At 41.5% G+C, this 25,425-nt stretch carries 25 protein-coding genes; 4 read left to right on the top strand and 21 right to left on the bottom strand.

Annotated features, from left to right (window positions below):
* Nucleotides 1-38 precede the first annotated feature (38 nt).
* From I579_RS09415 to I579_RS09330, 18 genes are all read right to left on the bottom strand, one after another.
* Nucleotides 39-1,628: a DNA cytosine methyltransferase gene (locus I579_RS09415; RefSeq protein WP_010753835.1), complete on the bottom strand. Its 1,590-nt coding sequence runs from the start codon at nucleotides 1,626-1,628 to the stop codon at nucleotides 39-41.
* On the bottom strand, nucleotides 1,621-2,874 hold the full coding sequence (locus I579_RS09410; RefSeq protein ID WP_010753836.1) for a site-specific DNA-methyltransferase: 1,254 nt from the start codon (nucleotides 2,872-2,874) through the stop codon (nucleotides 1,621-1,623). Before I579_RS09410 ends, I579_RS09415 begins: the two co-directional genes overlap by 8 nt.
* Nucleotides 2,859-3,641, bottom strand: coding sequence for an S-adenosylmethionine synthetase N-terminal domain-containing protein (locus tag I579_RS09405; RefSeq protein WP_010753837.1), 783 nt, complete (start codon nucleotides 3,639-3,641; stop codon nucleotides 2,859-2,861). The genes I579_RS09410 and I579_RS09405 overlap by 16 nt, the downstream gene beginning before the upstream one ends.
* 4 nt (nucleotides 3,642-3,645) lie before the next feature.
* The gene (locus I579_RS09400) at nucleotides 3,646-4,089 is read right to left on the bottom strand and encodes a P27 family phage terminase small subunit (RefSeq protein ID WP_220378635.1); all 444 of its coding nucleotides are present in this window, start codon (nucleotides 4,087-4,089) and stop codon (nucleotides 3,646-3,648) included.
* Nucleotides 4,090-4,356: 267 nt separating this feature from the next.
* Nucleotides 4,357-4,716 (bottom strand): HNH endonuclease, encoded by a 360-nt coding sequence (locus tag I579_RS09395; RefSeq protein ID WP_174270008.1) that lies wholly within the window; start codon nucleotides 4,714-4,716, stop codon nucleotides 4,357-4,359.
* Nucleotides 4,717-4,889: 173 nt separating this feature from the next.
* Nucleotides 4,890-5,318 (bottom strand): DUF1492 domain-containing protein, encoded by a 429-nt coding sequence (locus I579_RS09390; protein WP_003731117.1) that lies wholly within the window; start codon nucleotides 5,316-5,318, stop codon nucleotides 4,890-4,892.
* Complete coding sequence (locus tag I579_RS09385; protein ID WP_010753839.1) at nucleotides 5,315-6,667, bottom strand: SNF2-related protein; 1,353 nt, start codon at nucleotides 6,665-6,667, stop codon at nucleotides 5,315-5,317. Before I579_RS09385 ends, I579_RS09390 begins: the two co-directional genes overlap by 4 nt.
* Nucleotides 6,667-6,951, bottom strand: coding sequence for a VRR-NUC domain-containing protein (locus I579_RS09380; protein ID WP_010753840.1), 285 nt, complete (start codon nucleotides 6,949-6,951; stop codon nucleotides 6,667-6,669). The genes I579_RS09385 and I579_RS09380 overlap by 1 nt, the downstream gene beginning before the upstream one ends.
* Entirely contained in the window at nucleotides 6,948-7,157 is a 210-nt protein-coding gene (locus I579_RS09375; protein ID WP_010753841.1) for a hypothetical protein, read from the bottom strand. The genes I579_RS09380 and I579_RS09375 overlap by 4 nt, the downstream gene beginning before the upstream one ends.
* Nucleotides 7,158-7,293: 136 nt before the next feature.
* Nucleotides 7,294-9,537, bottom strand: coding sequence for a phage/plasmid primase, P4 family (locus I579_RS09370; protein ID WP_010753842.1), 2,244 nt, complete (start codon nucleotides 9,535-9,537; stop codon nucleotides 7,294-7,296).
* The gene (locus tag I579_RS09365) at nucleotides 9,530-9,874 is read right to left on the bottom strand and encodes a DUF7768 domain-containing protein (RefSeq protein ID WP_010753843.1); all 345 of its coding nucleotides are present in this window, start codon (nucleotides 9,872-9,874) and stop codon (nucleotides 9,530-9,532) included. The genes I579_RS09370 and I579_RS09365 overlap by 8 nt, the downstream gene beginning before the upstream one ends.
* Nucleotides 9,867-10,637 carry a phage antirepressor gene (locus I579_RS09360; RefSeq protein ID WP_010753844.1) on the bottom strand — a complete coding sequence of 257 codons (771 nt, stop codon included), beginning with the start codon at nucleotides 10,635-10,637 and terminating at the stop codon, nucleotides 9,867-9,869. The genes I579_RS09365 and I579_RS09360 overlap by 8 nt, the downstream gene beginning before the upstream one ends.
* A 210-nt stretch (nucleotides 10,638-10,847) precedes the next feature.
* Nucleotides 10,848-12,785 carry a DNA polymerase gene (locus I579_RS09355; protein ID WP_010753845.1) on the bottom strand — a complete coding sequence of 646 codons (1,938 nt, stop codon included), beginning with the start codon at nucleotides 12,783-12,785 and terminating at the stop codon, nucleotides 10,848-10,850.
* A 61-nt stretch (nucleotides 12,786-12,846) separates the two neighbouring features.
* The gene (locus I579_RS09350) at nucleotides 12,847-13,389 is read right to left on the bottom strand and encodes a DUF2815 family protein (protein ID WP_010753846.1); all 543 of its coding nucleotides are present in this window, start codon (nucleotides 13,387-13,389) and stop codon (nucleotides 12,847-12,849) included.
* Between the two features lies 1 nt (nucleotide 13,390).
* Nucleotides 13,391-14,533, bottom strand: coding sequence for a DUF2800 domain-containing protein (locus I579_RS09345; RefSeq protein ID WP_010753847.1), 1,143 nt, complete (start codon nucleotides 14,531-14,533; stop codon nucleotides 13,391-13,393).
* A complete protein-coding gene (locus I579_RS09340) occupies nucleotides 14,534-14,839 on the bottom strand; it encodes an rRNA biogenesis protein rrp5 (RefSeq protein ID WP_229104016.1) in 306 nt (101 codons plus the stop codon).
* 13 nt (nucleotides 14,840-14,852) lie between these two features.
* On the bottom strand, nucleotides 14,853-15,059 hold the full coding sequence (locus I579_RS09335) for a hypothetical protein (RefSeq protein WP_010753849.1): 207 nt from the start codon (nucleotides 15,057-15,059) through the stop codon (nucleotides 14,853-14,855).
* Between the two features lie 97 nt (nucleotides 15,060-15,156).
* Complete coding sequence (locus I579_RS09330) at nucleotides 15,157-15,774, bottom strand: hypothetical protein (RefSeq protein ID WP_010753850.1); 618 nt, start codon at nucleotides 15,772-15,774, stop codon at nucleotides 15,157-15,159.
* Between the two features lie 394 nt (nucleotides 15,775-16,168).
* Between I579_RS09330 and I579_RS09325 the strand changes: the two genes are divergently transcribed.
* The 4 genes from I579_RS09325 to I579_RS09310 are packed head-to-tail and all read left to right on the top strand — an operon-like array spanning nucleotide 16,169 to nucleotide 19,612.
* Nucleotides 16,169-17,119, top strand: coding sequence for an ABC-three component system protein (locus tag I579_RS09325; protein ID WP_010753851.1), 951 nt, complete (start codon nucleotides 16,169-16,171; stop codon nucleotides 17,117-17,119).
* Complete coding sequence (locus I579_RS09320; protein ID WP_010753852.1) at nucleotides 17,112-17,558, top strand: ABC-three component system middle component 2; 447 nt, start codon at nucleotides 17,112-17,114, stop codon at nucleotides 17,556-17,558. The genes I579_RS09325 and I579_RS09320 overlap by 8 nt, the downstream gene beginning before the upstream one ends.
* A gap of 2 nt (nucleotides 17,559-17,560) precedes the next feature.
* Entirely contained in the window at nucleotides 17,561-19,393 is a 1,833-nt protein-coding gene (locus I579_RS09315) for an AAA family ATPase (RefSeq protein ID WP_010753853.1), read from the top strand.
* A gap of 15 nt (nucleotides 19,394-19,408) precedes the next feature.
* Nucleotides 19,409-19,612, top strand: coding sequence for a helix-turn-helix domain-containing protein (locus I579_RS09310; protein WP_010753854.1), 204 nt, complete (start codon nucleotides 19,409-19,411; stop codon nucleotides 19,610-19,612).
* A 47-nt stretch (nucleotides 19,613-19,659) separates the two neighbouring features.
* Here the strand turns inward: I579_RS09310 and I579_RS09305 are convergent, their stop codons facing one another.
* The 3 genes from I579_RS09305 to I579_RS09295 are packed head-to-tail and all read right to left on the bottom strand — an operon-like array spanning nucleotide 19,660 to nucleotide 25,415.
* The gene (locus I579_RS09305; protein ID WP_010753855.1) at nucleotides 19,660-20,799 is read right to left on the bottom strand and encodes a GIY-YIG nuclease family protein; all 1,140 of its coding nucleotides are present in this window, start codon (nucleotides 20,797-20,799) and stop codon (nucleotides 19,660-19,662) included.
* Nucleotides 20,789-22,744: a DEAD/DEAH box helicase gene (locus tag I579_RS09300; protein ID WP_010753856.1), complete on the bottom strand. Its 1,956-nt coding sequence runs from the start codon at nucleotides 22,742-22,744 to the stop codon at nucleotides 20,789-20,791. Before I579_RS09300 ends, I579_RS09305 begins: the two co-directional genes overlap by 11 nt.
* Nucleotides 22,737-25,415: a class I SAM-dependent DNA methyltransferase gene (locus I579_RS09295; RefSeq protein ID WP_371168764.1), complete on the bottom strand. Its 2,679-nt coding sequence runs from the start codon at nucleotides 25,413-25,415 to the stop codon at nucleotides 22,737-22,739. Before I579_RS09295 ends, I579_RS09300 begins: the two co-directional genes overlap by 8 nt.
* Nucleotides 25,416-25,425: the final 10 nt, after the last annotated feature.

Below are 25,425 nucleotides of genomic sequence, written 5' to 3'. Positions count from 1 at the left end.
TTAGTATTGAATTTTCACCTTGAGAAAGATACTTGTTACTATTTGGTCGTACCATTTTCTACCTCCCATAAAATACCTGAAAGAACAAACACCACGCAAGGAAGAGCAACACCATTTCCCCACATCTTATAAGCTGCTGAATCAGAATATGGTTCTCTGAGCCATTTTTCGATTTGCTTATCGGTTTTTGGTTTCACATTTGGTTTGACAGCCAAGCGGTAAGTTTCAAAAACATCTCGGAAGAATACTAAATCCGCCTCAGTAGGTTCAGCCGTTTCCAACTCGCTGCACCACCAAGAGGGGAAACCTTGAAGTCTTGCACACTCGGTTGGCGTTAACCTGCGAACGACATATTGTTTGTCATTGACGAGTGGTGGATCTTTATAGTCGGTCGCAACCAACGTCCCGGCAAGTTCCTTAGTCGCCTTCGTGAAGTGCGAGTTCTTACTTGCCGAATAGGTCGGATAAGCAACACCATGTCTGTCGACCGTGTTCAAGGTAAAACTCACATCTTCATTCGTCCCACTTCCTTGGGGTCCATTCTCATCGGCTCGTCCAATCATTGAACCTCGAACCGACACGACTGCGATACCGCCTTGGTTGCTGTCAGGGGCATTACCAGATGTGTCAATGGTTCGTGACGTTTCTGATTCGTACACGTTTGCTCGTGAATTAATCGTTCCCTCTGAGGTGAAGCGGACATCATAAGTCTTGACATCTTCAACCACAAAAGGCTGATTATTTCCGCCTGTTCCGTAAGTCGCAAGAACCGTTTGAGCAGTTTCAAGTGGACCTTTGAATCTCGTATCTTGGCTATGATTTTCAAAGACGAGTGGTGGATGGTTGGAAGTTGCTCTCAAGGTTGCGGTCATCCCTTCCGTTACATCCATCCGCTCACCGCCTTGATCGTTTAGGCAATAGATGCTTGATAGCGAAGTGCCATCTCTAGCACCTTCGGCAGACTCTTGCCACGCACGGAAGCTCTCCGCAGAATACCAAGACAGGCCTTCTGACTCAAATAGTATTTTTGAGGCACTCCGACCTCCAAAATCTGCGACAAGGTAGATGCGTTTTCGTCTTTGGGGTACTCCCCAAAACTGAGCATCAAGAACTCGCCACGCAAGTGAGAACTCTTCTCCCATGACTTCTCCAGCGTTTTCCCATTTGCTAGGTTTAGCGATAGAAAGTGTTTCATCTGCGATTTTTCCGATTTCTTCGAGGACGCTTCGGAAATCTTCTCCTTTGTTGGAGGAGAAAGCGCCACAGACATTTTCCCAGACGATAAATCTTGGTTTTTCTCCATTGGTTTGACACCTCATTTCTTTCACGATTCGGATAGCCTCGTAAAACAGCGAGGACTTACTACCTTCAAGCCCGGCACGTTTTCCTGCAATCGACAGGTCGGTACAGGGACTTCCAAAGGTAATAATGTCAACAGGTTCGATTTCTGCACCATTGATTTTTGATATGTCGCCTAGATGCTTGACTTGAGGCAACCGTTTAGTCGTCACCCGTATCGGAAATGGCTCAATCTCCGAAGCAAACACAGGTGTGATACCTGAAAGCAAGCCACCAAGAGGAAAGCCTCCCGAACCATCAAAAAGACTGCCTAAAGTTAAATTACTCATCGGCAGTCACCTCGCTGTATTTATATGTTTTGCCGTCACGGATTAATGTGACTTTTTCCGATGTTCCCACTTGTTCGATGTAGCGGTTCACGATGACGTCTACGAATTTCTCATCCAGTTCAATCGTATGGCAAATGCGGTTTGTCTGCTCACAAGCAATCAAAGTTGAACCACTACCACCAAAAGGATCAAGTACAATACAGTTACTCATGCTTGAATTGGTGATGGGGTAGGCAAGCAACGGGATAGGTTTCATGGTTGGGTGGTCGCCATTCTTCTTTGGTTTATCAAACTCCCAAATGGTCGACTCTTTGCGACCTGTATACCACTGGTGTTTCCCTTTTTTCTTCCAGCCATAGAGGACTGGCTCATGTTGCCATTGATAAGGAGAGCGACCAAGGACGAGACTTTGTTTCTTCCAAATACAAGTACCCGAAAGATAAAATCCTGCATCCACAAAAGCCTTACGAAAATTCAAACCTTCCGTGTCTGCATGGAAAACATAAATGCTGGCATCATCAGCCATCGCCTTTTCCATACAAGAAAAAGCGTCATACAGGAATGTGTAAAACGCCTCGTTTGCCATATTGTCATTTTTGATTTTGCCCGCACTACCTTCGTAGTTCACGTTGTAAGGAGGATCCGTCACGGTGAGATTGGCAAGTTTTCCATCCATCAGGATATCATAGGTTTCTTGCTTGGTGCTATCCCCACAAACAAGACGGTGATTGCCAAGCAACCACAAGTCCCCGGTTTTCGAGAAGGTTGGTTTCTCAAGTTCGGCATCCACATCAAACTTATCTTCTTGTGCTTCCGCATCGCCATTCAGTAACTGGTCAATCTCAGCAGCATCAAATCCGAGCAAGTCCAAATCGAAGTCCGCACCTTGAAGGTCAGACAATTCAATCGAGAGCATCTCATCATCCCAACCGGCATTCATGGCAAGTTTGTTATCGGCAATGATGTAGGCTCGTTTTTGTGCCTCTGTCAGGTGCTCGATAAAGATACAAGGTACTTCTTTAATGCCTTCTTCTTTTGCCGCCATGATTCTCCCATGCCCTGCGATGACATTGAAATCCTTGTCAATCAGGCAAGGATTCAGAAAGCCAAACTCTCTGAGTGAGGCTCGCAGTTGGAGTACTTGTTCCTTAGAGTGAGTTCGTGAATTCCTTGCATAAGGGACGAGCTTTTCAATATCTACTTTTTCAAAATGGTCGATTGTTTTTATCACTAGAACAACCCCCATTCCGCTATTTTCTCAAATCCGCCAAGCTGATTCACGAAGTCACGCGCCTCCTCTACAATTTCCGAGTATGGCAAGCCATCAACTTCCTCATCACCAATGGCACAGACTAGTTCAACCGTCTCCCCAGTTTGTTGGGCCTTGAGAAACGAATGGATGTTAATTGATACATCTGCCTTAGATAGGTCTTTGCCGTGTAGCCCACCGCCCGTTACTGAATCAGCCATGTCTGAACCAAGTTTGCGGTTGGTCGCTCCTGTATCAACATCAGTGCCACCAGTCCAATCGCCCAAGGGATTGATTTGAGCAAATGGATACAAGTCTTTAAGTTCATCAGTTTTCGCATGACTTTGGCAGATAATCAAACGCTCACCCTCCAGAATGAACTTCCCGTCTGTTGGATATTTTTCATAAAGCCCACGGACGATTTTCGATAGTTTTAGTTGTTCATCAGTGAGCGGTAATCCTTTGAAGATGCCGTTATCACCACAGCGAATTCCCTCTGCTTGATTTCCTGCAAGTTCTTCATCTTGAGGAACGACCACAATATCTTGTTTCACGTCACCTGCGATACGCTTGATTGCCTTTCGCACTTCTTCAAAAGAAAGAGCAGCCGAGGTTTCAATAATCACATGACAGATTCCATGCCCAATTAAGACCTCAACTGCTATCTTTGGATTATTTTCTTCTTGGTAAGCCAAATCCACGATTGCCCCAGCAATGCGGTCGGCAATTTTATCAGGATGGCTCGGATTTACTTTTTCTATCATTGGTTTAATTTCCTTTCCTTGAACGGAGCAGGCGCTCCATTGCATCATCGTTTGGACTGCCTTCAAAATCTGTCGTGCAGTTTTGTTTCACAATATCGAAAATCTCATACCAGAGGAGATTGGCTTGTTTCTGAAAACTTTGGCTCATCGTTACAAATGGGCTCGTCACGACACCACCTGTTGTTGGGTGTTTGCCTAGCAGACCATACTGGCTAACAGCCTGTTCGCACTGAATATAACGAGCAAAGGCTTGAGCATAACTTTCCAGCACCCGAGGACTGACGAGTTTCTCGCAACCTCGTTCTTTGAGCCACAACCATGTCTCACGGAATAATTCATCCGCTCTCAAGGTTGAACCATCTTTCTGTTTAGCAGAAAGATACTCGCTCGGGTCTGGCATGTCCATCCCCTCAAGGTCAGCCCCTTCACCGATATCACCGCCAACCAATAGTGTCTCTGGCTCAAATTCATGGATTTCGATTCGTTTACCGGACTTACCGGTTGCTAATTTATCTGCTAGAGGTGTTGGTTTAGAACCTGCCTTCGCACGTCTACCGCCTCTGTTTGTGCCGTCTCTTGCGATTGTTCTCGCCTCCTTTTTCTCTTAAGGGTTAATAGGGCGTTTGAATTGAACTTTTTGCGCGTGAGAGCCTAGCGCGCTGTACAGTTTAGAAGGGTTTAGGGATAATTACCGCCCCTCCCCCCTTGTTATTTTTTACATGATTGTTTTATCTTTTGTGTTTCGTCGAGTCATGTGAATTTTCGAGTGACATGATTTGCAGACACTCATCAAATTATTTTCATCATGCGTACCACCATCACTTAATTCTTTGATGTGATGCACAATCTCAACCGAAGTAAAGCGTCCTTCCTTCAGACACATCTCACATAGGGGATGCGCTGCCACGTACCTTGCCCGTATTTTCTTCCACGCTCTGCCGTAACGTTTGTTGATTGCCGGATCACGCTCGTATTTCTCGTAACGTTTCCTCGCAAGTGTTTTATGTTCATCACAGTAAGTATCATGCGTACGGTTCGGACAACCTGGGAACTTACAGGGTTTAGCTGGTTTCATTGGCAAGTGGGGTCACATCCTTTCGGGCAAAAGAAAAGCCCTTGAAGGATTTTTCCCACAAAGGCTTCGAGTATTTGTTCGATACTTCTATTGCTGGTATTGCTTGAGTATCGTTTGTCTTTTTTGACATCTTAATGATATCACTAAAGGCTACTGACATTCACTGACACATTTCAAATGACTATGGGTTCATCTGGTAGCTTCAAGTTCTCAAGAGCTTTGCTATGCCAACGAAAGACTGTCCGCACGTCAGCGTGAAGATCTTCAGCAATCTTGTCCCAGCTCTCTTCCAACAGGTATCGATTGATTAACACAATCTTTTCGTCCACGTTTGTGAGTTCATCAATCACGCCACGCATTTGTCGTTTGAGGTCTACAAACTTATCAATCTCTGCATCAATTTCAGCTTCCAATTGGTAACACTTCTCAAGGTTACGAACAAATGGTGCCTCAGTATTCCGTGTGCCACTTGAAATCTTTTCTTCGAATGTTGTGGAAGAAACTGTCACCGCCAGTTGATAGAGCTCCGCCTTCTCTTTAATCCGGTCGTCAATTCGTTTATTCAAACGGTATGCTTGTTTCAAGTATTCTTTTGGTGTCACTTGCTTCCCTCCAATCTAGCTTTCACTGCATCAATCAAACATGATTGTGTTTTATCTTTTCGTTTCAAAGCCAACATCACATCTTCATCAATCGTATCTTTCGCAATAATGTGATGAATGACCACAGTATCACTTTGCCCTTGTCGCCACAGCCTTGCATTGGTTTGTTGGTAAAGTTCCAAACTCCACGTAAGACCAAACCATACAAGTGTTGAACCACCAGCTTGTAAATTCAAACCATGTCCTGCACTAGCCCGATGAATGACAGCGATGGGGATGCTACCTTCGTTCCAATCAATAATGTCCTGAGACGTTTTGATCTGTCGAACGTTGAATCGTTCCTTGATACGCTCCAGATCATGCTGGAACCAATAGGCAATCAGAATCGGTTTGCCATTTGTACCTTCAATCAAATCTTCCAAAGCATCTAACTTCTGGTCATGGATGTGATGGCTCACATTAAACTCATCATAGATTGCTCCATTCGCCATTTGTAGCAGTTTATTCGAAAGCACCGCTGCATTGGCTGCATCAATGGCGGCTTCTTTCAATTGTAGCACCAAGTCTGCCTTAAATTCATCGTACTTTTGCTTTTCTTTGAGTCCCATATCAACTGGCACTTCATTCATCACAAGCTCTGGCATATCCAAGAAATCGACTGACTTCATTGAAATCGTGATATCTGAAATCTTGTTGTAGATTTCTTGTTCTGCATCTTCCCTTGGTTTCCAAGAATAAATCTGCATGCCATTTCGCTTGTCAGGTAGAAAGTACTTATCTCGATAACGTGAAATATAATAGCCCAATCTCTCGCCCATATCCAGAACCTTGAACTCCGCAAACAAATCCATCAAACCATTACTTGAAGGTGTTCCGGTCAATCCAACAATTCGGTCAACCTTGTGTCTGACTTTCATAAAGCTCGTGAACCGTTTAGCTTTGAAGTTTTTGAAGGACGACAGTTCGTCAATCACCACCATATCAAAATCAAACGTAAAACCAGATTTGTTAATCAGCCAGTCCAAGTTCTCACGATTGATCAGATAGATGTTGGCATTATTTTGTAATGCTGCCATTCGCTGACTTGGTGTTCCAAGAACCACGGAATACGATAAATCTTTCAAATGATCCCACTTTTGAATTTCAGTTGGCCATGTTGATTGCGTCACGCGCAACGGTGCAATAATTAAGACACGTTGTATTGTGAAGTCATCATGCATCAAGTCTTTAATAGCTGTCAGCGTTGTCACCGTTTTACCCAAGCCCATGTCCAATAGAAGGGCGGCAGTTTTATGATCTTTGATAAAATCAATCGCATATTTCTGATAGTTATGTGGTACGAACTTCATCAGACATCACCTCCTATTCTTTCTAGTAACTCAGGTATCTGATCAATCTCATCAAGCACGAAACACTGAAACCCTAAATCTGTCAGTTGTTTCATACGAAAAAGCTGTAAAGACCGTGGCTTCTTCCCTGGCGCCTTCACTTCGACAAATCCAAGTTTCCCATTTGGCATAAGTACCAATCGGTCAGGTACACCAGCAAACCCCGGTGATGTAAACTTCGGGCAAATACCACCTACCCTTTTGACGGCTTTTACTAGTGCCTGTTCCACCTGCTTTTCTCTCATAGCCACACCGTCAAATACTCGAAATAAGCATCACGCAAGATTTCCAAGTATTCCTTTTCGCAACCGTGAATCATCAGATGTGCGACTTGCTTATCGAATGATTTCTTCCAAGGATAGGTAACATCCGCCATTGCAAACTCGTAAAACTCATCAAATCGTAAATCACGTTTACCGATTCCAATTTGTAACCATTGTTTAAATTTCATTTAGATATTCTCCAATCTGCAAGTATGGTGTAACCCGTGAATACCCAATACATAACTTTATATAGGTGATATTTTTTATCCCTTAAGAAAAGTTCTATATAAGACCTACACAGGTTACACTTTCCTTTAAAATCAACTATTCCAAGAACTCGGATTTGAGTTGCAAACCAACAATCTTGTTACCTTTATTGGTTCGCCGGCGCTTAAATCCACCTGCTTCCAGAGCCGTGTAAAAATCGGCTGAACTACGAATATACTCACCAGTTCGCGTACAGAACGCACGATACTCCGCATACAATTCACCGGATTTTTCTTCAAAATCAACAGCAGTCTCGCAGCACTCGTCTAAGAAATGACCCAGCCAATCATTGGCTGTCTTATATTCAGAAATCGCATTCGCGACAACCTGTGGAACCGGTAAATGAAAATCTGCTGCAATGACTTTTTTCGCTCCATCAAGAATCCACTGCAAAATGGCTTCACACGCATTTTCAAAAAGGTAGTCCGCATAGTTCTTGATATCCTTATTGGCGTCAATCGTGGCAAGAAACGGAATGACAATCAGTCGTCGCCAAGTACCCTTATCAATCGCACCAACTTTTGGGAGGTGATTGGTATAAAGCACCAAAGTGTGAGTCGGCACATACTTGAATGGATCTTTGTACTTCTTTTCGGCCGCAATTTCATCAGTTGAGCAGAGTTGCTTGATGTTGGACGTGTTAAGTCGCATCCCTTCTTCAAGCTCCGCAGCAATGAGTAGACGCTTCCCTTTTGCCTCCGCAAGTTCTGGTTTTACATTACGTCTGATTTGGCTAGTCAGAATATCAGCTGAAATGCTGCCAGAGTAATTACCAAGTACACGACTGATAACATTCCAGAACGTAGACTTCCCGTTGCGTCCTTCTCCATACGAGATGATAAGCGCTTCAACGTAAACTTTACCAATAGCTGCAAGTCCTACAATCATCTGGACATAATCAATCAACTCTTGGTCACCTACGAAAATGGTGTTCAGAGCGTCCAACCAAATCTGCTGATTGGCGTCACTCGGGGCACATTCCGTTTGCTTCGTGATGTAATCTTCTGAGTTGTGGTCTTGTGATTTGCCTGTTCGCAAATCAAAGGTTGCTGTTGATGTGTTCAGCAAGAACTCGTTCACATCTAGTAACCGTTGCTCGATTTCAAGCATGGGCTTTGCCTCGGTTAATGCTGACGAGAGATACTTGCTGTCGCGGCGTTTGACAGCAAACTTCTTATACTCTTGTGCGTGTTGGTACAAATCAAAACTATGACATTGCGCTGTGTTGAACATGGTGACTGCCTTTTTCGGACCAACACTAGCAAGTACACCGAACGCGCCATTACTAACCATTTCCTTGGTACGCTTCTCAATTTCGATTTCAGATTCTTCCAGTTGACGTTCTGTCAATGCGTGGATCACACCTTGCGCTTTTGGTTTCGACTCTTCCCAATAGCTGCCGTTGTAGACAAGGTAACCAGTTGACGGTGAGTAACGAAGCTTACACTCATACTCGCGAGCTAAGACCGTTGCTTGACCTAAGTCCGAGTAGTCGGTTGGCTCAAGTGATAAATCAGAGTTGTACTGCTCTGGAGGAATGTAGCCTTCTTGTTGTTTCACTTTCTTCCCAAAGTTGACCGCGCTATTCCAGATAGCTTTAAGCTCCTCCTCCGGCAGTGGCGGATTACATTTTTTGGATTGTTCGAGATACTTGTGATACGTATCTTCCGTTGCACCGTAGCGTTTGATGAGCTTTCCTGCGATGTGACTCATGCTTGAATTACGGCTGCCTTCGCTAATCTCTGACTGCGCATTATCCCAATCAGCAAACAGATCATCTTCGAGAAAATCAGTGATCAACTTACTACCTTCATAGATTTCAACTTCAGAGTTTGGTGTTCCGAAAAGCAAACGTGCCGCATCCATCGCATTGTTGTCAAAGTACGGGAACTCACTTTGAATCTGCTTCTTGAGTTCCACATATTCATCTTTATCAGTTGTGGCAGGAATCGGGAAATATACGTGAAAACGTGGACGTGCTGATTTGCCACCTTTGTCTTTCATGTTGTTACGTGAATAGCTGACCGCAAACGTCACATCAGGAAACTGCATCGCCACTTCGAAAGGGGTTACCCAATCATCTGGATTGTCTGAGTGGTCATTGTCGCAATCAAGTGGAATCACATCAGACTGGATGAAGTTGTCACCTTTGCGATAGTTGCCTTTGTACTCAGCCATCACATGATCCAGCTTGACCGCGGCAACAAGTGTTTCTTTATCTGTCACCACTTGCTTGGTTGGGAACAATCCATTCTTGGAATTACCCACCTGATTGGATGTGAATAACGTCATCTTAAGCATTTGAGACCTCCTTCATCTCATCATCGAAGTACCTGATATGTTTCTTCCAATACTCCGCTTGTTCAATTTCAACTGCCATGCCTTGGGAGATGGTGTCACCCACCACCCAGACTTCCTCACATTTGCCCATGAGAACAAGTGACATGTGCATTGCCACATCACGCTCCGTTGCGTCGTCCATGAATTGTGGATACATCAGATGTGCTGCAACTGGCATGTAGCCACGGTCAAGAGCAATACGGCAGTAACGCTTAGTGTTTTTATGGTTGACGACAACATTTCCTGAGAACGGCGAGCAGACATAGACTGATGTTCTGTAATCTTTACGTCTAGGCATTATTATCACCTCGCTCAATCACTGGTAAGATGTTCTTCTTCGATTTCAGCAAGTCGTACAAGAACAAACGACCTTTCTGCGTCCAGTAGGTATGCATCACGCTGCGCTCTGCATCTATCGCATGAGTTTTTGATTGTGTGTAGCCTTGATTGGCATACTTCTGATAAAGCAACCACATCTTGCCTTGCTTGTACTGAATTCCCAGTTCATGAAGCAACTTGTTCATTGCCTGTGGTGACATACCGTAGTCCTTCGAGATTTTAGAAATCGACATCACAGAATTGTTTTGAAGAATCAAATCGTAGTAGCTAACTTTTGGTTTCATCTCCAAAATCATTTGTTGTTGCATCGCCACCATTTCTTTTTTCTCTTGTAGCTGCTGCAACACTGAAATGGCCCATGCTGGATCTTCGATTGACTTTGTGATGAAATCTTCTGTCGCGTACACACCGTGTTGCCGGATAGACGGCAAGACCTCATTTGTCACCCAACGCTTGAATTTCTTCGCGTTCGGCATCTTGCTAGAAATGATGAGTGAGTACAATCCACTTTCGTTGATAAGGATAGCCATTGTCCCATTAACGCTGAACGATTCGTTCACCGTCTTATCTTCCTCATCAACATGATCTCGTAATGCTTTTTGTGGATTTGTGTAGCCAAGAATTGATGCCACATCTTTACCAACAAAGTGAGGGACATCGCCAATCATCACCGTGCGTACAGAGCCAAACTCCGCATTTTCAAAAACTTTCAATTCGTTCATCTTGTGAACCTCCTGTAATAAAATTTTCAGGAGAGGCATTTTGCCCCTTCTAACTTACAGGCGAAGAAAATGGTCGAAAGTAAACTCTGGCTCGAATTTATTTTTGATTTTTTTGCCTTCGTCTATAAGCGAAGAAAGAACCCAATTCGAACCTTATTTTTGATAAAAAAATTTGAAAAAAATATGGAGCCATTTCTGACTCCACATTGACTAATCCTTTTGATAGAATTCACACTCGTATCCATCAGCGTTCAGTAGCAAGCCTTCAGCCCACTTAGGCGTTTGACTCATCAACTGACAGATGTCTTCAACCTTCGATTCCATTGGCACTTCGATAATCACTTCGTCGTGGACGTGCCCGACAATGCGATACTTACGAAGATTCTCCATTGCGAAACAGAGAATGTCTCTAGCTATTGCCTGCACGATGTTTTCGACAAACTTGGGACCATAGCTTTCAAGACGTTCCCATTTCTTGGTAGCACCGACACCTTCATAGGTAACAGCTTCACCGCCGAATTTGTTCTCACCAATCTTTGGTTTTACATAAACTAATTTACGTCCTGACAAGAGTTGGATGAACAGAAAACCCGACTTGTATTCAAACTTGATGCCATGCGTCGATGTGCTCCGTCGTTCTTTCACACAAGTCTTTACTGCCTTATCAACAGCCCACCAAAGCTCCGTTATGTTAATGTTTGAGTCTCGCCAAGAATTAACAAGCGGCTGTAATTCATCCTCAGTTAGTCCCATTTCAAGAGCATCCATTGCTTTCAATGCACCCACCGATCCTCCGTACCCTAGAGCAAGCTCAGCAATTTTCCCTTTTTGACGTAGGTGCCCATTCACGCCATGCTTTTCAACTGGCACACCGAACATCTGACTGGCAGACGCACAGTAAATATCGCCACCATTTTTGAATACTTCTTGACGCCACTTCTCACCCGACAGCCAAGCAATCACACGTGCTTCAATCGCTGAGAAGTCAGATACGATAAATTTCATCCCTTCACGTGGTACAAACGCTGTCCGGATGAGTTCTGATAGTACGTTCGGGACATTGCCGTAGAGAATGTTAAGCATTTCAAAATTGCTTTGTTTTACTAAACTACGCGCTTCAGATAAATCTGACATATGGTTCTGAGGCAAGTTTTGAAGCTGGATGCCACGTCCTGCAAAGCGTCCGGTACGGTTGGCTCCATAGAATTGGAATAAGCCACGAGAACGATTATCAGAACACGCAAAGTTTTGCATGGCTTGATACTTTTTCACGGATGACTTGGCGAGTTGCTGACGTAAGACCAGGACTTGCTTTAAATTTTCATCAATAGGTTGTTCGAGTAGTTCGGCCACTGCCTTTTTACCGAGTGACTCGGTTTCAAGTCCGTGGTCTAGTAACCATCCCCGCATTTGAAGCACGCTGTTTGGATTTTCTAGTCCAGTTAATTCTTGCAATTGTTGATTCAAGTCAGCTTTTGATAATTCATCCAACTGAACGGCAGCTTCCACAAAGTCCTTATCAATCTCAATTCCTCGGTCGTTGATTTCCTGATCCAGCCAGTATTCTTTCCAAACAGAATCAAGCACTGGAAAATTGGAAAGTTTTCCTTGGATAGCTATTTCAACTTCCACATCACGACCATTGTATGTCTTAAATACTGACCATTTAGTTGGCGCATGGTGTGGTAAGTTCCTCGTGCGTCCACCATTAACTTTGGTCGGATTGCATGGCACGCAAAAGTATCGGATGAGGTCTTTTCCTTCTGTGAGCTTTTGTTTATCCAAACCAAGAACAGCACCAACTCCTGCAAGTGACAACGGCAAACCTAATGTCGCACCCCATACCATCGTACAGTGCCAACCAAAAGGATTTAGAAATCCGTCCATTCCAAGAAAGCGTGATAAGCACACACGTTCAAATGCCGCATTGAAGGCGTATTTGATCACTGTTTCGTCCGTTAGAGCAGCTAAGATTTCAGCTGGGATAGTTTCACCACGTTTCAAATCAACCACTTCAACTGGACTTCCATCCACGCTATATGCAAAAAGTAAAATCTCAAAATCAGTTGACTCCGAGTATTTGTAGACGCCACACTTCGATAAATCGACACTACTATACGTTTCCAAGTCCAAAGAAAGATGTTTCATTTTGTTCCTCCAATCAAACAGGCGACAGCATGTCTGCCATCGCCATTTTTATTGTCAATACTTAAGCCAAGAAGTCATCATCGTCTAATGTTTCAAACTCATCACTTGCGGATACTTGTGAGCCAAGTGGTTCACCGTCACGCACAAACTGAATGTTTCCAAGCCCTGCTGCTACACCACGATTGCCATTTGCGTTAAAGGCATAGAAGTTAATCGACACACGTGCGTAGCAACCGCTATAAACTTGAGAACGGTCAAGGATTGGTTGCACATGTTGGTCCACGATTTGTGGTGCAGTCGTTGAGTTGGCATTGATGAAATAATGCCCTTGATAAGCTTCATCATCACGTTCAATGTCGCCGTCACGCAATGGCAACTTGATCGCTGCTTTGTTTGGTTTCTTACCACCGAATTTAGCAAGTCCTTCTTCGATTGCAGCATCAATGGCTTTCTCGATGGCATTGATCGTTTTGGTGTCTGATTTTGGAATCAAGACTGCTGTTGAATATTTCTCTGCGCCCCCGTTGATGGATGCTGGTTCCCAACCGTGGAAGTATGAGAGACGTGTGTTTGTACCAGTGATTACTTTGCTTGTTTTAGACATATTATTGTTCCTCCGTTAATGGTTTAAATTCTTCGTTTAAGTTGTTTACTGTGACCGCTTGTCGTTTATCTGAACTATCGACTAGCGTCAGCTTGCCTTTAGGTTTGACGATGTACTCACCTAAGATTTCATTGAACTTTTGTTTACCCAGTGCTTTTGTCATAGCGGTGACCCCGAGTAACTTTTTATCATATGGATCAAATCCTGCCTTGATGACCGCCGCAGCGACATCATTGTCATTGGAGTACTTGCGAGTTGACCGGCCTTCGACTAATTTGTGGTGTGTCCATTGTTTGCCACTGAGTGCAAGTTTCAATGCATAGTCCTTGATGTCGTTACTCCAAGAAACCAGGTCATCGACTTTACCAATGATTTCTTCGATTTCATCATCACTTAGAAGTTCCGGTGGCTTGAACTCATACTGAGCTAGTTTCAGGTTATGGTCAGCTCGTGCACGACAGCTGTTCTTAGCCGGACACCATTGACACCATTTCCCGCATTGGTACTCACCTTCACCTTTGAAAGCTAAATCTGCGACAGGTGACAATACATCGTTTGCCCACTGAAGTAATTCTTCTTTCAGCAGTGTGTACGTACTCACATTCTCACGCCTTGGCTGGAAAATGGTCATCTTGACTTCTTGAATGTCATAAATACCATCGAAAAGCTCCAACGCTCCCAAGGCATAACACATCATCTGTGGGTTCTGATATGCATCTACCAAAATTCCTAGACCGTATTTCATGTCAATAACAGATAGGGTTCCATCCGCAATGACGAGACAGTCGCCGGTCCCAAAGCCGTCTGGGACGTACCTCGAGAAGTCAAGCCGCTGTTCTACTATTACAATAGGGTCAACTGTTGTCTGTTTCGCCTTAGCGACTTCTTCCATGACGAAGGTCGCATAACTTTCAGCACACTGCTCCATCTCCTCGTCGTAGAATTCAAGCGTAGATGTTGGGTCTGTGACGTCATTACCAATGAACTTATTCAGTTTGTACTCACATAAGGTATGAGCATCAGTGCCTTGTTGGGCATACGGGCTCGACTTGTTTTCAAAGTGCTCTGACAAGCGAACACTTGGCGGACAGTGAATCCACCGATTACTTGAAGATGCGGATAGGACTGCGTGTTGTGTTGGCATCTACAATCCCTCCGCATCTGCAACCAAAGCTGCGTAGTTTTCTGTCGGAACATCACTCAAGCGACTGGCACCATATTTCTCAATCAGCGCCTTCACTTCAGTTGACTTACCTTCTTGAGATTTACGTGCTAACAAACCACGGACTTCTTCAAGAGTTGGTTGTTTGACTTCTGATTTTGTTTCCATTGGCGGTTCTGGTGTTTCAGCTTGCGGTTCAGGTTCGTTTGTTTGCATCGCCACAACCAACTCCTCTAAGCTGTCAGCCAGCGCTTGAACGTCCTCTACAACCCGAAGAAATAGTTTCATTTTACTCACGTCATTACGCTCCCTTCTTATTGACTTCATGAATTTCGACTGATTCGATTGTTTCCCCTGGTGTGAGCACGAGAATTTTGTTCGTGTTGCCCTTACCGAATAACCAACGCGCAAACCAGCGTGGTAAATGACGCACGCCACCTTGCAGGACTTCTTGCTTGTTGCCGACCTCATCTGTCACGTTGATACGAACTTTGTGTTTTAGGTTCATGATGGCTCCTCCTTCATTTTTATTTGTTTAGGATTCACTCCCTTACACCATACAGGCGAAGTAGAACAGGGAAAGTAAACTCTCCCTGTAAATTTTTCTAAAATAATTCTTTGATCTTGTCTTTGATGATTCCGAAGGTGCGATTGATGGACTGTTTTTGTTTCCCAAGTTTGGCTGCCACTTCAGTCTGAGACATCTCATCAGTGACGAGCATGTGATAGATTTCTTGATGGTACGGTGATAATTGCGCCACGACTTCGCGCAATCGATCGACACGAGGATCTTCTTCATTAGTCTGAAAGGCATCGTAAACCAATGATTGAATTGGGTTGTCACCTTCATCGCATACATCATCAAATTCGTTCAGAGACAAATTGTAGTTACGTTTGAAGTAATCGTTTGCTTCACCATCCACATATTCGTCCAGTGGATAATAGCCGTGCTCGTTGTTGAAGTCTTCACGGAACTTTTCTTTCCAAGTCTTGATTTTCTCTTTTTCTGCTTCAGTACGTTCGGGCCGTGCATTTTTATAAAAGTTGTAAATCTCACGGTCGTCAGCGCGGTGCAACTCCTGGATGTTAAGTTCAGTGACGCCTTCTTCTCCCAGACGAATTTCAACTACTTCTTTTCGGATGCGTCCATTGGCATCAGTACGCTCAAACACGTACTTATAAGTGTTGCGGTCGTTTTGGTGTGTTTTCTTAAATCTACTCATTAGATTCCTCTCTCTTGCCTGAAAGAGTTTTTGAGCAAGGAAAACAAACAAGGACCGTGCCAATATGTACACCGTCCCCCATCACGAAAAAAGAGCGCAATAAAGTAAGGTATACAATATCTGAAAAATTTTCTGGGTAACCAGTTCTTTTCAGTATTTGTAACCTTGCCCTATTGCAACTCAGGCATTGTTATATTTAATTAGTAGGTCTATTCGCTTTTAAGATAAATTCGTTCACTTTCTTGAAACATAATGTAGTGTTTATGAACCATAAATGATAAAATTAAATAGTTGAACTACTATGTTTTAATTATAAAAAAAGGCCTCCCTTGTTTTCGTCAGTCATCGGCGGCAAACGGCGGTCAACGGCGGACGTAACAAAGGAGGTTGTGTTTTGGAAATAAGTGAAATTGCTCAAACGCTTTATCCGTTCATGGGAAGCGAATATAAAAAGCCACAAAAATTTCTAATTGAGTTGCTGGATAGCGTTTCAAACGATGATGAAGCCACAATTTTTGGATTTTCAGATGATAACTTACGAAGAATCTACAACGGGAAGCGCAAATTAACACATGAATATGCTGTCCCTGTGTCAGGAAAATTCAACATTGATAAATGCACGACTTTTATTTATGAACGTCTTATAGATGATGCTCCAACCGTCCTTAAGCAACAATTGATTGCTAAAGGTGTGGTAATACCAGAAGATACAGACGTTGCTGAAATTATGGCACGACTTTTAATTGATGAAATTACCTCGATTGCTTCCCAAACCAAAGTTAAAACAAAAAAGGCCAAGCCGAAGCTTAGCGAAATAGAAATTGCAAGTTTAAGAATCAACACGAATGGTGATTTCTCCTTTAATGATGACGTGAAGAGATTCTTTGACGATTTGCCTGTTCCCCTTGATATCAGGCCTGAGGAGATGACGTATGTCATAGCTCTTTTTTCAGCATACGCGGATGCTGATGGATGCGAAGTATACGAGCATACAAACGACCTGCCAAATTCGCGGCTAAAGGATTTCAAGAGACAGCGAAGAAATTACTATAAAGCTGAAAGCATCCGTCGTGGGGTCCGTGATAACTTTACGCAAGAGGAAGGAACTGAGCACTTTGAAGCTTTGAAAGAAGATATGTACGACGGCATCGAGGAAGTATACGAGGAAGATTACGATTATGGCGTTGAGAGACTTAAAGCCGTTCTACAGCAGTCGTCTGTCATAACATTAAATGGTTCAATCTTATCGTTTATACCGGGATTGCTGCAAAATTCTGCTAAAAAAGGCATTTGTCATATGCTGGTTAATGACGGAAAGATCAAATGGGTGACTGAAGATGAATAGTTTATTTAATACTCCATTTGAAATTTCGGTTCGAGTCATGTTACTGCTCTCTGAATTTAAAGAGCCTGTCAGCGCTGATAGAATTTTAATTACAGACTTCATCACCACGTATGGTCGCGACTTTGAAATTTCTGATTACAACTTAAATGGTGATAATAGCTATAGATTCAGTGAATTTATTGTGCGACGTGAATTGGTAAAAGATGCAGTCAAAAATCTTGTGCTGCAACATATTATCCAACCATCGCAAAGCAAAGAAGGTTTTAAGTATGCTTTATCAGAAGACGGCCTAAAGTTGATACCACAATTCGTATCGGTATATGCAGAAAAATACTTACAAATAGCTGACGAATCTGTTAAATACATTCAAGATAAAAGTGATGTTGAGCTTCTGCGACAAATAAACCAACGCGCAAAGGAATTTAAAGGAGAGCAATGATAATGCAAAATTATTATATTGAACGTGTTACCATAAAAGGCAAAGATCGTGAAGATGCAACTGTCAAGTTCACCAATGGACTAAACATAATCTCTGGCCCTTCAAATACCGGAAAAACTAGCATTGTAACGGCAATCGATTTTCTCTATGGCGCGAAAAAAGACGCCGCTCCCTTTTCAACTGATGCAACAGGATACAGTGAAGTTGAACTGATAATTCAATCGACTAATGATAAATATGCCTTAACACGTGAATTTGACAGCAACTCCATTATAGTATCCAAAATAACGAGTTCAGGTGATTATGTAGATCCTGAAAAATATAATGCACGAGCTGGAAAAAATCCAATTAGCCATTTCTGGTTACAACTTTTAGGAATCAATGATGATTATCAAATTATCAAGAATGAGGATTTCAAACGTCAAAAATTAACTTGGCGGACATTAGCGCCTAGCACTTTAATTCCACAAGATAGAGTCAATACCAGTTCCTCTGTTCTTTTTCCTGGGGAAACAACACAACGTACAGCTTTTTTATCATCGTTGTTACTTCTGCTATACGGTTCAGATTTTTCAAACTCAGAAGAAAACGAAACAAAAGAGCATAAAAAAATTAGACGGAACTCGGTGATTAACTACATCAATTCAAGCCTTTCTGAATTATATGAAAACTACGAAGTGGCTAAATCAGAATTACCTGAGGCGCCCTCTGATGATTTTCAACAAATTGTCGATGGAATGTTCGCTGAACTTGAAACAATTGAAAAGCAAATCAATGATGCGCTAGCCAGCAGCAAAAGCTTAATAAAAGAGATTTATCAAAAGGAACAGTATCTTCATGAAACTCAACTACTTTTGAATAGGTACAAACAGTTACATTATCAATATCAATCTGATATTGAACGACTTGCACTAATCGTAGATGGTGAGCGATTATTAAATGATCATAATGAACACGACGCTTCACATAGCTGTCCTTTCTGTAATGGCGAGTTAAGTAAGCCTGTTCAAACAACCTACATTGATACTGCACGTTCAGAATTACATTCATTGCTCTCACAATTATCAGATTTGACGGAAGAATCTCATGATACCGAAGTTGAACTGCAAGAGCTAATGGAACAGCTTAATGATCTCAAACCAAGAAAGAGATCACTTGATGCTTCAATCAACGATGAACTGAAGCCGAAAGCTGAGACGTTAAAGGATCGAATCAATAAAATCGAAACTTACAGAGATATTAAACAACAGCTCATCTCGATGGAAAAAATGCAAAAGAAACTTAAAAGTGATCTTGAAAAAATTGAGAACGAGCCTGAAGACGAACGTATCCTTTATAAACCTAAAGAAAAATTTGATGCAGAGTTTTACAAAGAGATGACTGAATTACTGGACTCGATGTTACGTAATATGCATTATAAGCCTAATGAATTTCGTAACGCGTTTTTCGCCAAGGATATTTTCGACATCAAAATCAATGGAAATCTAAAATGGACCGAAAATGGACATGGATATACAGCGTTTATCAATTCAGTAGTGGTAATGGCATATCGACATCTCTTGTATAATCACGCTAAGTACACACCTTCTGTGTTCATTATCGATTCCCCCCTTCTGGGATTGGACGAACGAAAAAAACAAGATGGCGATGACAGTATGAAAGAAGGACTCTTCAAATACTTTATGGATCATCAAAACGAAGGGCAACTTATCATCGTTGAGAACACAACGAACTTGCCTGCGCTAAACTATGATGATAAACAAGTAAATCAGATTGTTTTCACTGAAGATAAAAACAATGGACGCTATGGATATCTATACGATATTTATAACTAGAACAGGAATGATTACATGAAGTTTAGCTACAATCCGCTTTGGAAGCTCCTAATCGACAGAGGACTGAAAAAAGCACAACTCAGAAAAATGACTGATATTAGTTCAGCCACACTATCAAAACTAAATAAAGGCGAAAATGTAACAACAGATATCTTACTTCGCATCTGTGAAGCACTTGATTGTGATTTATCGGATATCGTAGAAATCGTTCGCGATTAAATATCAAAAAGGCACTGTACTCATAATCGAATACAGTGCCTTTTACTTCACCATTTTTGTAATCCAGCGATTACTTCATTGATTTTTGATTCAATATCATTCAATGGAACCATGTACCATTCAGTCGCTTTTTTGAAATTTCCATCCTGAAAGACAACTTGTTTGTCCTGGAATGCATGATGTAGGGTGCGCTCAAGAAGCTGAGCATTCACATTTTGCACCTCAGCAGAAAGCATAACTCTCACTGGTGCATTTAAATAGGTCACGTCATTTTCTGCATTAGCAATTCTGCTTTCCACATCATTTCGAGTGAATCCAATTTTATACAGATTGTTCCATTTACTAATATCTGGATTAGTACTTAATGATTTCAGCACATAGATATAACCTGTCGTAAATTCTTCTCCAAAACTTTCAGCCAACGTTTCTTCATCTACCGGTTCTGTCACCATCCGTCCATGACGTTCAGTAGAATAAAGCGATGAAGCTAATGATTGCAGCAACAAATTCTTGTTCTCTGTTCCGTTCTCATAAACAACATGCATTCTGGCATTTGTTTTCCCATTATCAGCTATAAATGTATCCTTTGAAATGGAAACAATATACATCATTACACCATTTTGGATGTAGAATCTATTTTCATGAATATCATACTGTTCAAACGGGATAATTTTTCGTCTACCAGATGCGATATCTGCATGAACTTGATCGAATAAGTTCTTATATTTCTCAAAGTGACTTGCATGTTTTCTCCGACCAATTTTATCTGCAGCATTCACAGTTCTACGATAGCGGGAAACATCCAACAAGTCTGAAAAATCATCAATCATATCATCTGAGCCTAAGATATCATCTAAATTCAACTCGTCATCTATTTCAACTGAGTCAGCAAGAAATTCTCCATCTGGCTCGAATTCTTTTTCCAATAAACCTAAAGTGTCATACTTCTTAACCTTCTCAGCTCTTTCAGTTTTACCTCGAAATCCGCTAAGACGGGCCCACAATGCACGTTCACTAGACCATTCAGGTGTTTTTTCCGGCTCTCGTCCATTTTCATTCACAAAGTCTATAATCTCCTGAAATTTAACAACTTCGGGATCTTGTTTTACAACTTTCTTTTTTTCAACTTGCTTGGTTAAATCATCAAAAGCGTCATCTTCAAAGATGCTATCTAAACTATTCGCCATCTTCTTTCGCTGCCTCTCTTTCACGTTTTATCTCAGCAAGTCGTAGCAAAGCAAAGGCCAAGTATTTTTCACCATCATCTTTACTATTTCGATCAGGATTTCGACCATTTTCTGCACGGAACTTCTTAGCAGCTTGATAAGCCGCAACCAATTGTTCGTCAGTAAAATCATACTTATTTGATGAAAGGTAATCTTGGATAAAACGAAGAGTCGGCGCGTCAATATCACGACTAATCACTTCATACGCACGTTGGAACGGATTCACTTGATCAATTAAATCAATATTCAATTCATCGATATTAATGAACCGGTCGGCCATCTTGATAATTTCACGACTACCGTCTTCAGAGGTTGTTGTTCGCCCAGCAGCAATATTGATATCAGCAACCGTATGTTGGCGAACAGTTTCTAACTCTTCATTCGTCAAATCAGGATAACGTTCAATGATGACCCGTGGAATCAACGTCTTATTAATCATCTTCGCATCAGCACCTGAAACAATGGCGTTTTGAATATCCTGGCTTTGTAAAATACTCGATTTCAAGTCTTCCATATCATTTTCGATGATTTTTTTCGTGCGTTCCGTAGTATCAGCAGGTTTCAATCCTCTAATTGAAAGATCCCCTGGTTTCTCTGGCTTATCATCTTTTGGTTTAAACTTGTAAACTGGTGCAAGCACCTGTTCCATAAGCAATGAAGCAGAAATTGCCTTCATGATGCTATTAACCGCAAAGAGCACTTCATCATCCTGTGCATCTGGCTGCGCAATAAGGTTTGTAAACTGTGCATGAGTCTTATTGGGGCTATCACGCGTAACGCGACCAATGATTTGAATCACCTCAGTTAACGAGTTACGATAGCCAATTGTCAATGCATATTCCGCAAACGGCCAATCGAAGCCTTCTTTTGCCATTCCCAAAGCAACGATGATATCTAACTTATCAAGATCCTGGATATCATCCGTAATACTTGCTAGATATGCTGAGACTTTTTCACGTCCTTCTTCATTCACAAGGTCGGCCACTAATAGTTTTTTACCATCTGGACGTTCGATTTCATAAATACCATCCTCGTTCTGTGTGATATTACCACCGTCCGTCAATAAATCAAGTATTTCATCAACTTCCGCGTATTTATCTTTAGTAGACTCACCAGAATTAACATTAGGAATATGGATAATTGATTTTTTGTTGACATCAATTACTTTATCCAAAGCATCTGTATATTTTCCACGATAGAAACTATACCCCATTGCAAAGGATTTCAAATATTTATATCCTTCCAGTTGCTCATAATAAGTGTAAGTGACCTTATCAAATTTATCTTCGTCGGCTGGTTCCAGAATCTGAACAGAGTCGCCACGGAAATATGAACCAGTCATTGCTAAGATATGCGCATTAGAGTTTGACATGATGCTACGTAAGGCATTACCTAACACAGATTTATCATCACGGCTCACATGATGGAACTCATCAATCGCTAATAGCGTATTGTCAAATAATGAATCGTCCAACTCTTCAAAAGCAAATCGCAACGTAGCATGTGTGGCAATCAGGATATTATCACTTGGGTCAGTCGAGTTCATGAATTTAACAAAGTGTTGAACCTTTGATTTTTCACCGCCCCCAATAGTTAAGTTGTTACTTGGCTTTACTTCCCAATCCCAATAAAAACCAAACTTCGATAATTCAGTATCTTTAAATGATTTACCAATTGAGCGTTCAGGAACTGCAATAACCACTTTTTTAATTCCTTGATTATGGAGTTTATCCAAGCCAACAAACATCAATGCACGTGATTTTCCTGAAGCTGGTGGTGATTTTACCAACAAATACTGTGACGCACGCTTTTCATAAACACGTTCTTGCATTTCACGCATACCGAGGTCATTTGTTGTTTTTGATTGATTTTTATCAAAATTAATTTCAAATAAATTACTAGTCATTGATTGTCATCTCCTGATAGAGTTTTAGTAATGTTCCAAGTCGATCTTCGTCAGATTCAAACGGGCGTTGTTGATATGCTCTATCAACAATTCCATCCAGTTCTTCATGTTTCTTAAGTAATGATTCTGGCATGCTGTCTTTATTATACAAATCTGCTAATGTACCGCCCTCGTATTCTCGTAAATCAAGAATTTCTGTCATCACGCGAGTCATTTCATTTTTACGCTGGGCGGATAAATCCTGAATCGGAAAAGTATTATAGACTAACCCGGCTGAATAACGGTACCGAGTTTCTAATTTCCCACCGACAGAGCGCAGCCACACCATATGCATTCGGGATTCTAACAGACCAAGCAGCCACATTGGAGCGTTGTAGACTGCTGTAGCTGAATCAGAAACTACTGTATCTTCACCCACAATGCCCATCGGTACAACGCTTCTATTTTCAGAGGAAACACGTGGAATAATAATTGTTTTCATTTCTTTTTTCGAATGCTTACGATTGTTACTTATCGCTTGTTCTCTTTGATTCTTTGTAAAAAACTCATATGAGCGATCAACTGCACCCTGAGCAGACTGGCCTCCGTTTTTTCTGAAATGTTTTACTTTTTCGACGCGCTCTGAGATTACCGGGTTATCTTTATGTTCAATGTATTCCTCTTCATTCATCCACAAGACATATCGATACTCTTGCTTTATTAATTCAGATGAACCTATATATTTTTTTACCAGATTTGATAGGGCCGGATATTTTTGAATGAAGTCATTTCTATCCGTTTCATCAAATATGAAGTTTCCACCATCTAACGGTAAACTTCCTAAATAAGCATTGGGAAAACCAGCAATGCTGGAATTTGCGGTAGCCACGATAATTTCATCTCCCTCTGCTAAATAAGGGCCAATACTAGAAACTTTTTTCTTGATATCTTCACTAAACAAGAACTTATCTTTATGCTCAGTCTTAGAGGTAAGACCAATTATCGCTACAGTTACTCCTGCGTTATTTTTAGCGCTATTTGACCACTTAAATGAACCATAGGCAAAAAATATTTGTGCGAATTTAAAAATATCAGGCCAAATCATTGCTACTTGTTCCCCTTGAGAAATTGAGTTCGTAGTTACAAAAGCTAAGCTCGCATTATACTTTGCTATAAATTTAGCCCCTTTATAGAACCAGCCCGCTATATAATCAATTTTTTTGTATTTTTTATTTCCATCAAGCGCTGACTCTAACTCTTCTTTTTGTAATGGTGTTTGTTTCTTGGCACCTATATATGGGGGATTCCCCATAATATAAATTTCATCTTCTTTTGAAAAATGAGTCACTTGGTCCCAATCTACACGAAGCGAGTTAGCACACACTATATTCCCAGCATCTTTTAACGGTAACAACTCAGCAATGGTACCTGGTATTGCTTCTTCAAGCTCTTTATTCATTTGATGTTCAGCAATCCATAATGAAAGTCTTGCTACTTCATGTGCAAAATCATCCAATTCAATCCCATTAAAATTACCAAGATGAATCACTGATAGTGGCATGGAATCATTATTTTGTAAGTCGCCCAACAATTGCAAAATCTTAATTTCAAGTCTACGGATTTCCTTATAAGCAATGATCAGAAAATTACCAGAACCACTGGCGGGATCCAAAAACTTAATATTAGAAATTCGCGTCAACAAAGCACTTAGATCATTGATGATTGTTCTCTTATTATCGTTTCTTGTTTTTTCAGTAATGTCCTTCAGCTCGTTTTCTTCACTGCGAAGCTTTAAAGTTTCAAATGACTCTGTCAAATCATCTAAGAATAACGGCTTGATGACTTTCATGATATTCGGCACGCTTGTATAATGCATACCGGCAACGTGACGGTCTTCTGCTGAAGCAACTGATTGAATCATTGCGCCAAGGATATCAGGATTGATTTCATTCCAATTCAATAATTCCCCTGCTTCAATAAGCAGCTCTCTTGAAACTTTTGAAAAGGTCAAATCCACATGTGGCTCACCAAACAGTTTTCCATTAACATATGGAAATTCAAGTAGCCACTCATCCTTGCCATTGCGAGCTAACTCATTAATATCCAAGATTGCAAAGAGTTCTTTGATTACTTCGTTAAAATTCGAACCATCTTCAGCCGTTCTTGTTTTTAGAACATTTGTAAAGGAACCCTTATTCATAATTCCTGTATCTTCTGCAAACAACAAGAACAGCACTCGAATCAAGAACAAGTTAAATGCATGCTCGTTGGCATCAGGATTATCTTTAGCCACCACATCATACAATTTTGCAAAACGTTCAGCAGCTTTTCGGTCAGCTGGATTTTCAGCTTGATAATCAGCCTTCTCAATGCCATTCCACGCTAAGAAAAAGTCAGCATTAGCCGGTAGCTCTTCAATTGGAATATTCAAAGTTTCATGAGTTTTCGTATCAATTGCAGCAATATCTAAATAATCGTTTACCAAGATATATCGTGGTTTAGATTTTTGCTCTTTGATTGATTGAGCAATCGCATCAATCGCAATGACAACGTCGCCTTCAATTTCTTCATAATGAAGTTTGTTCTTAATCACAAATGGTTCACCATTATCGAATTTTGATTTTGCACGTGTAATCGACGTTTTGGGGATATCTGATGTTAGGATGATTTCATGGACACGATTTGGTAGAATCTAACTACTA

It is taken from the genome of Enterococcus asini ATCC 700915, from assembly GCF_000407365.1.
Lineage (GTDB): Bacteria > Bacillota > Bacilli > Lactobacillales > Enterococcaceae > Enterococcus_C > Enterococcus_C asini.
Note: the sequence above shows the minus strand (reverse complement) of the source record. Positions and strands in the feature narration are given on the sequence as shown.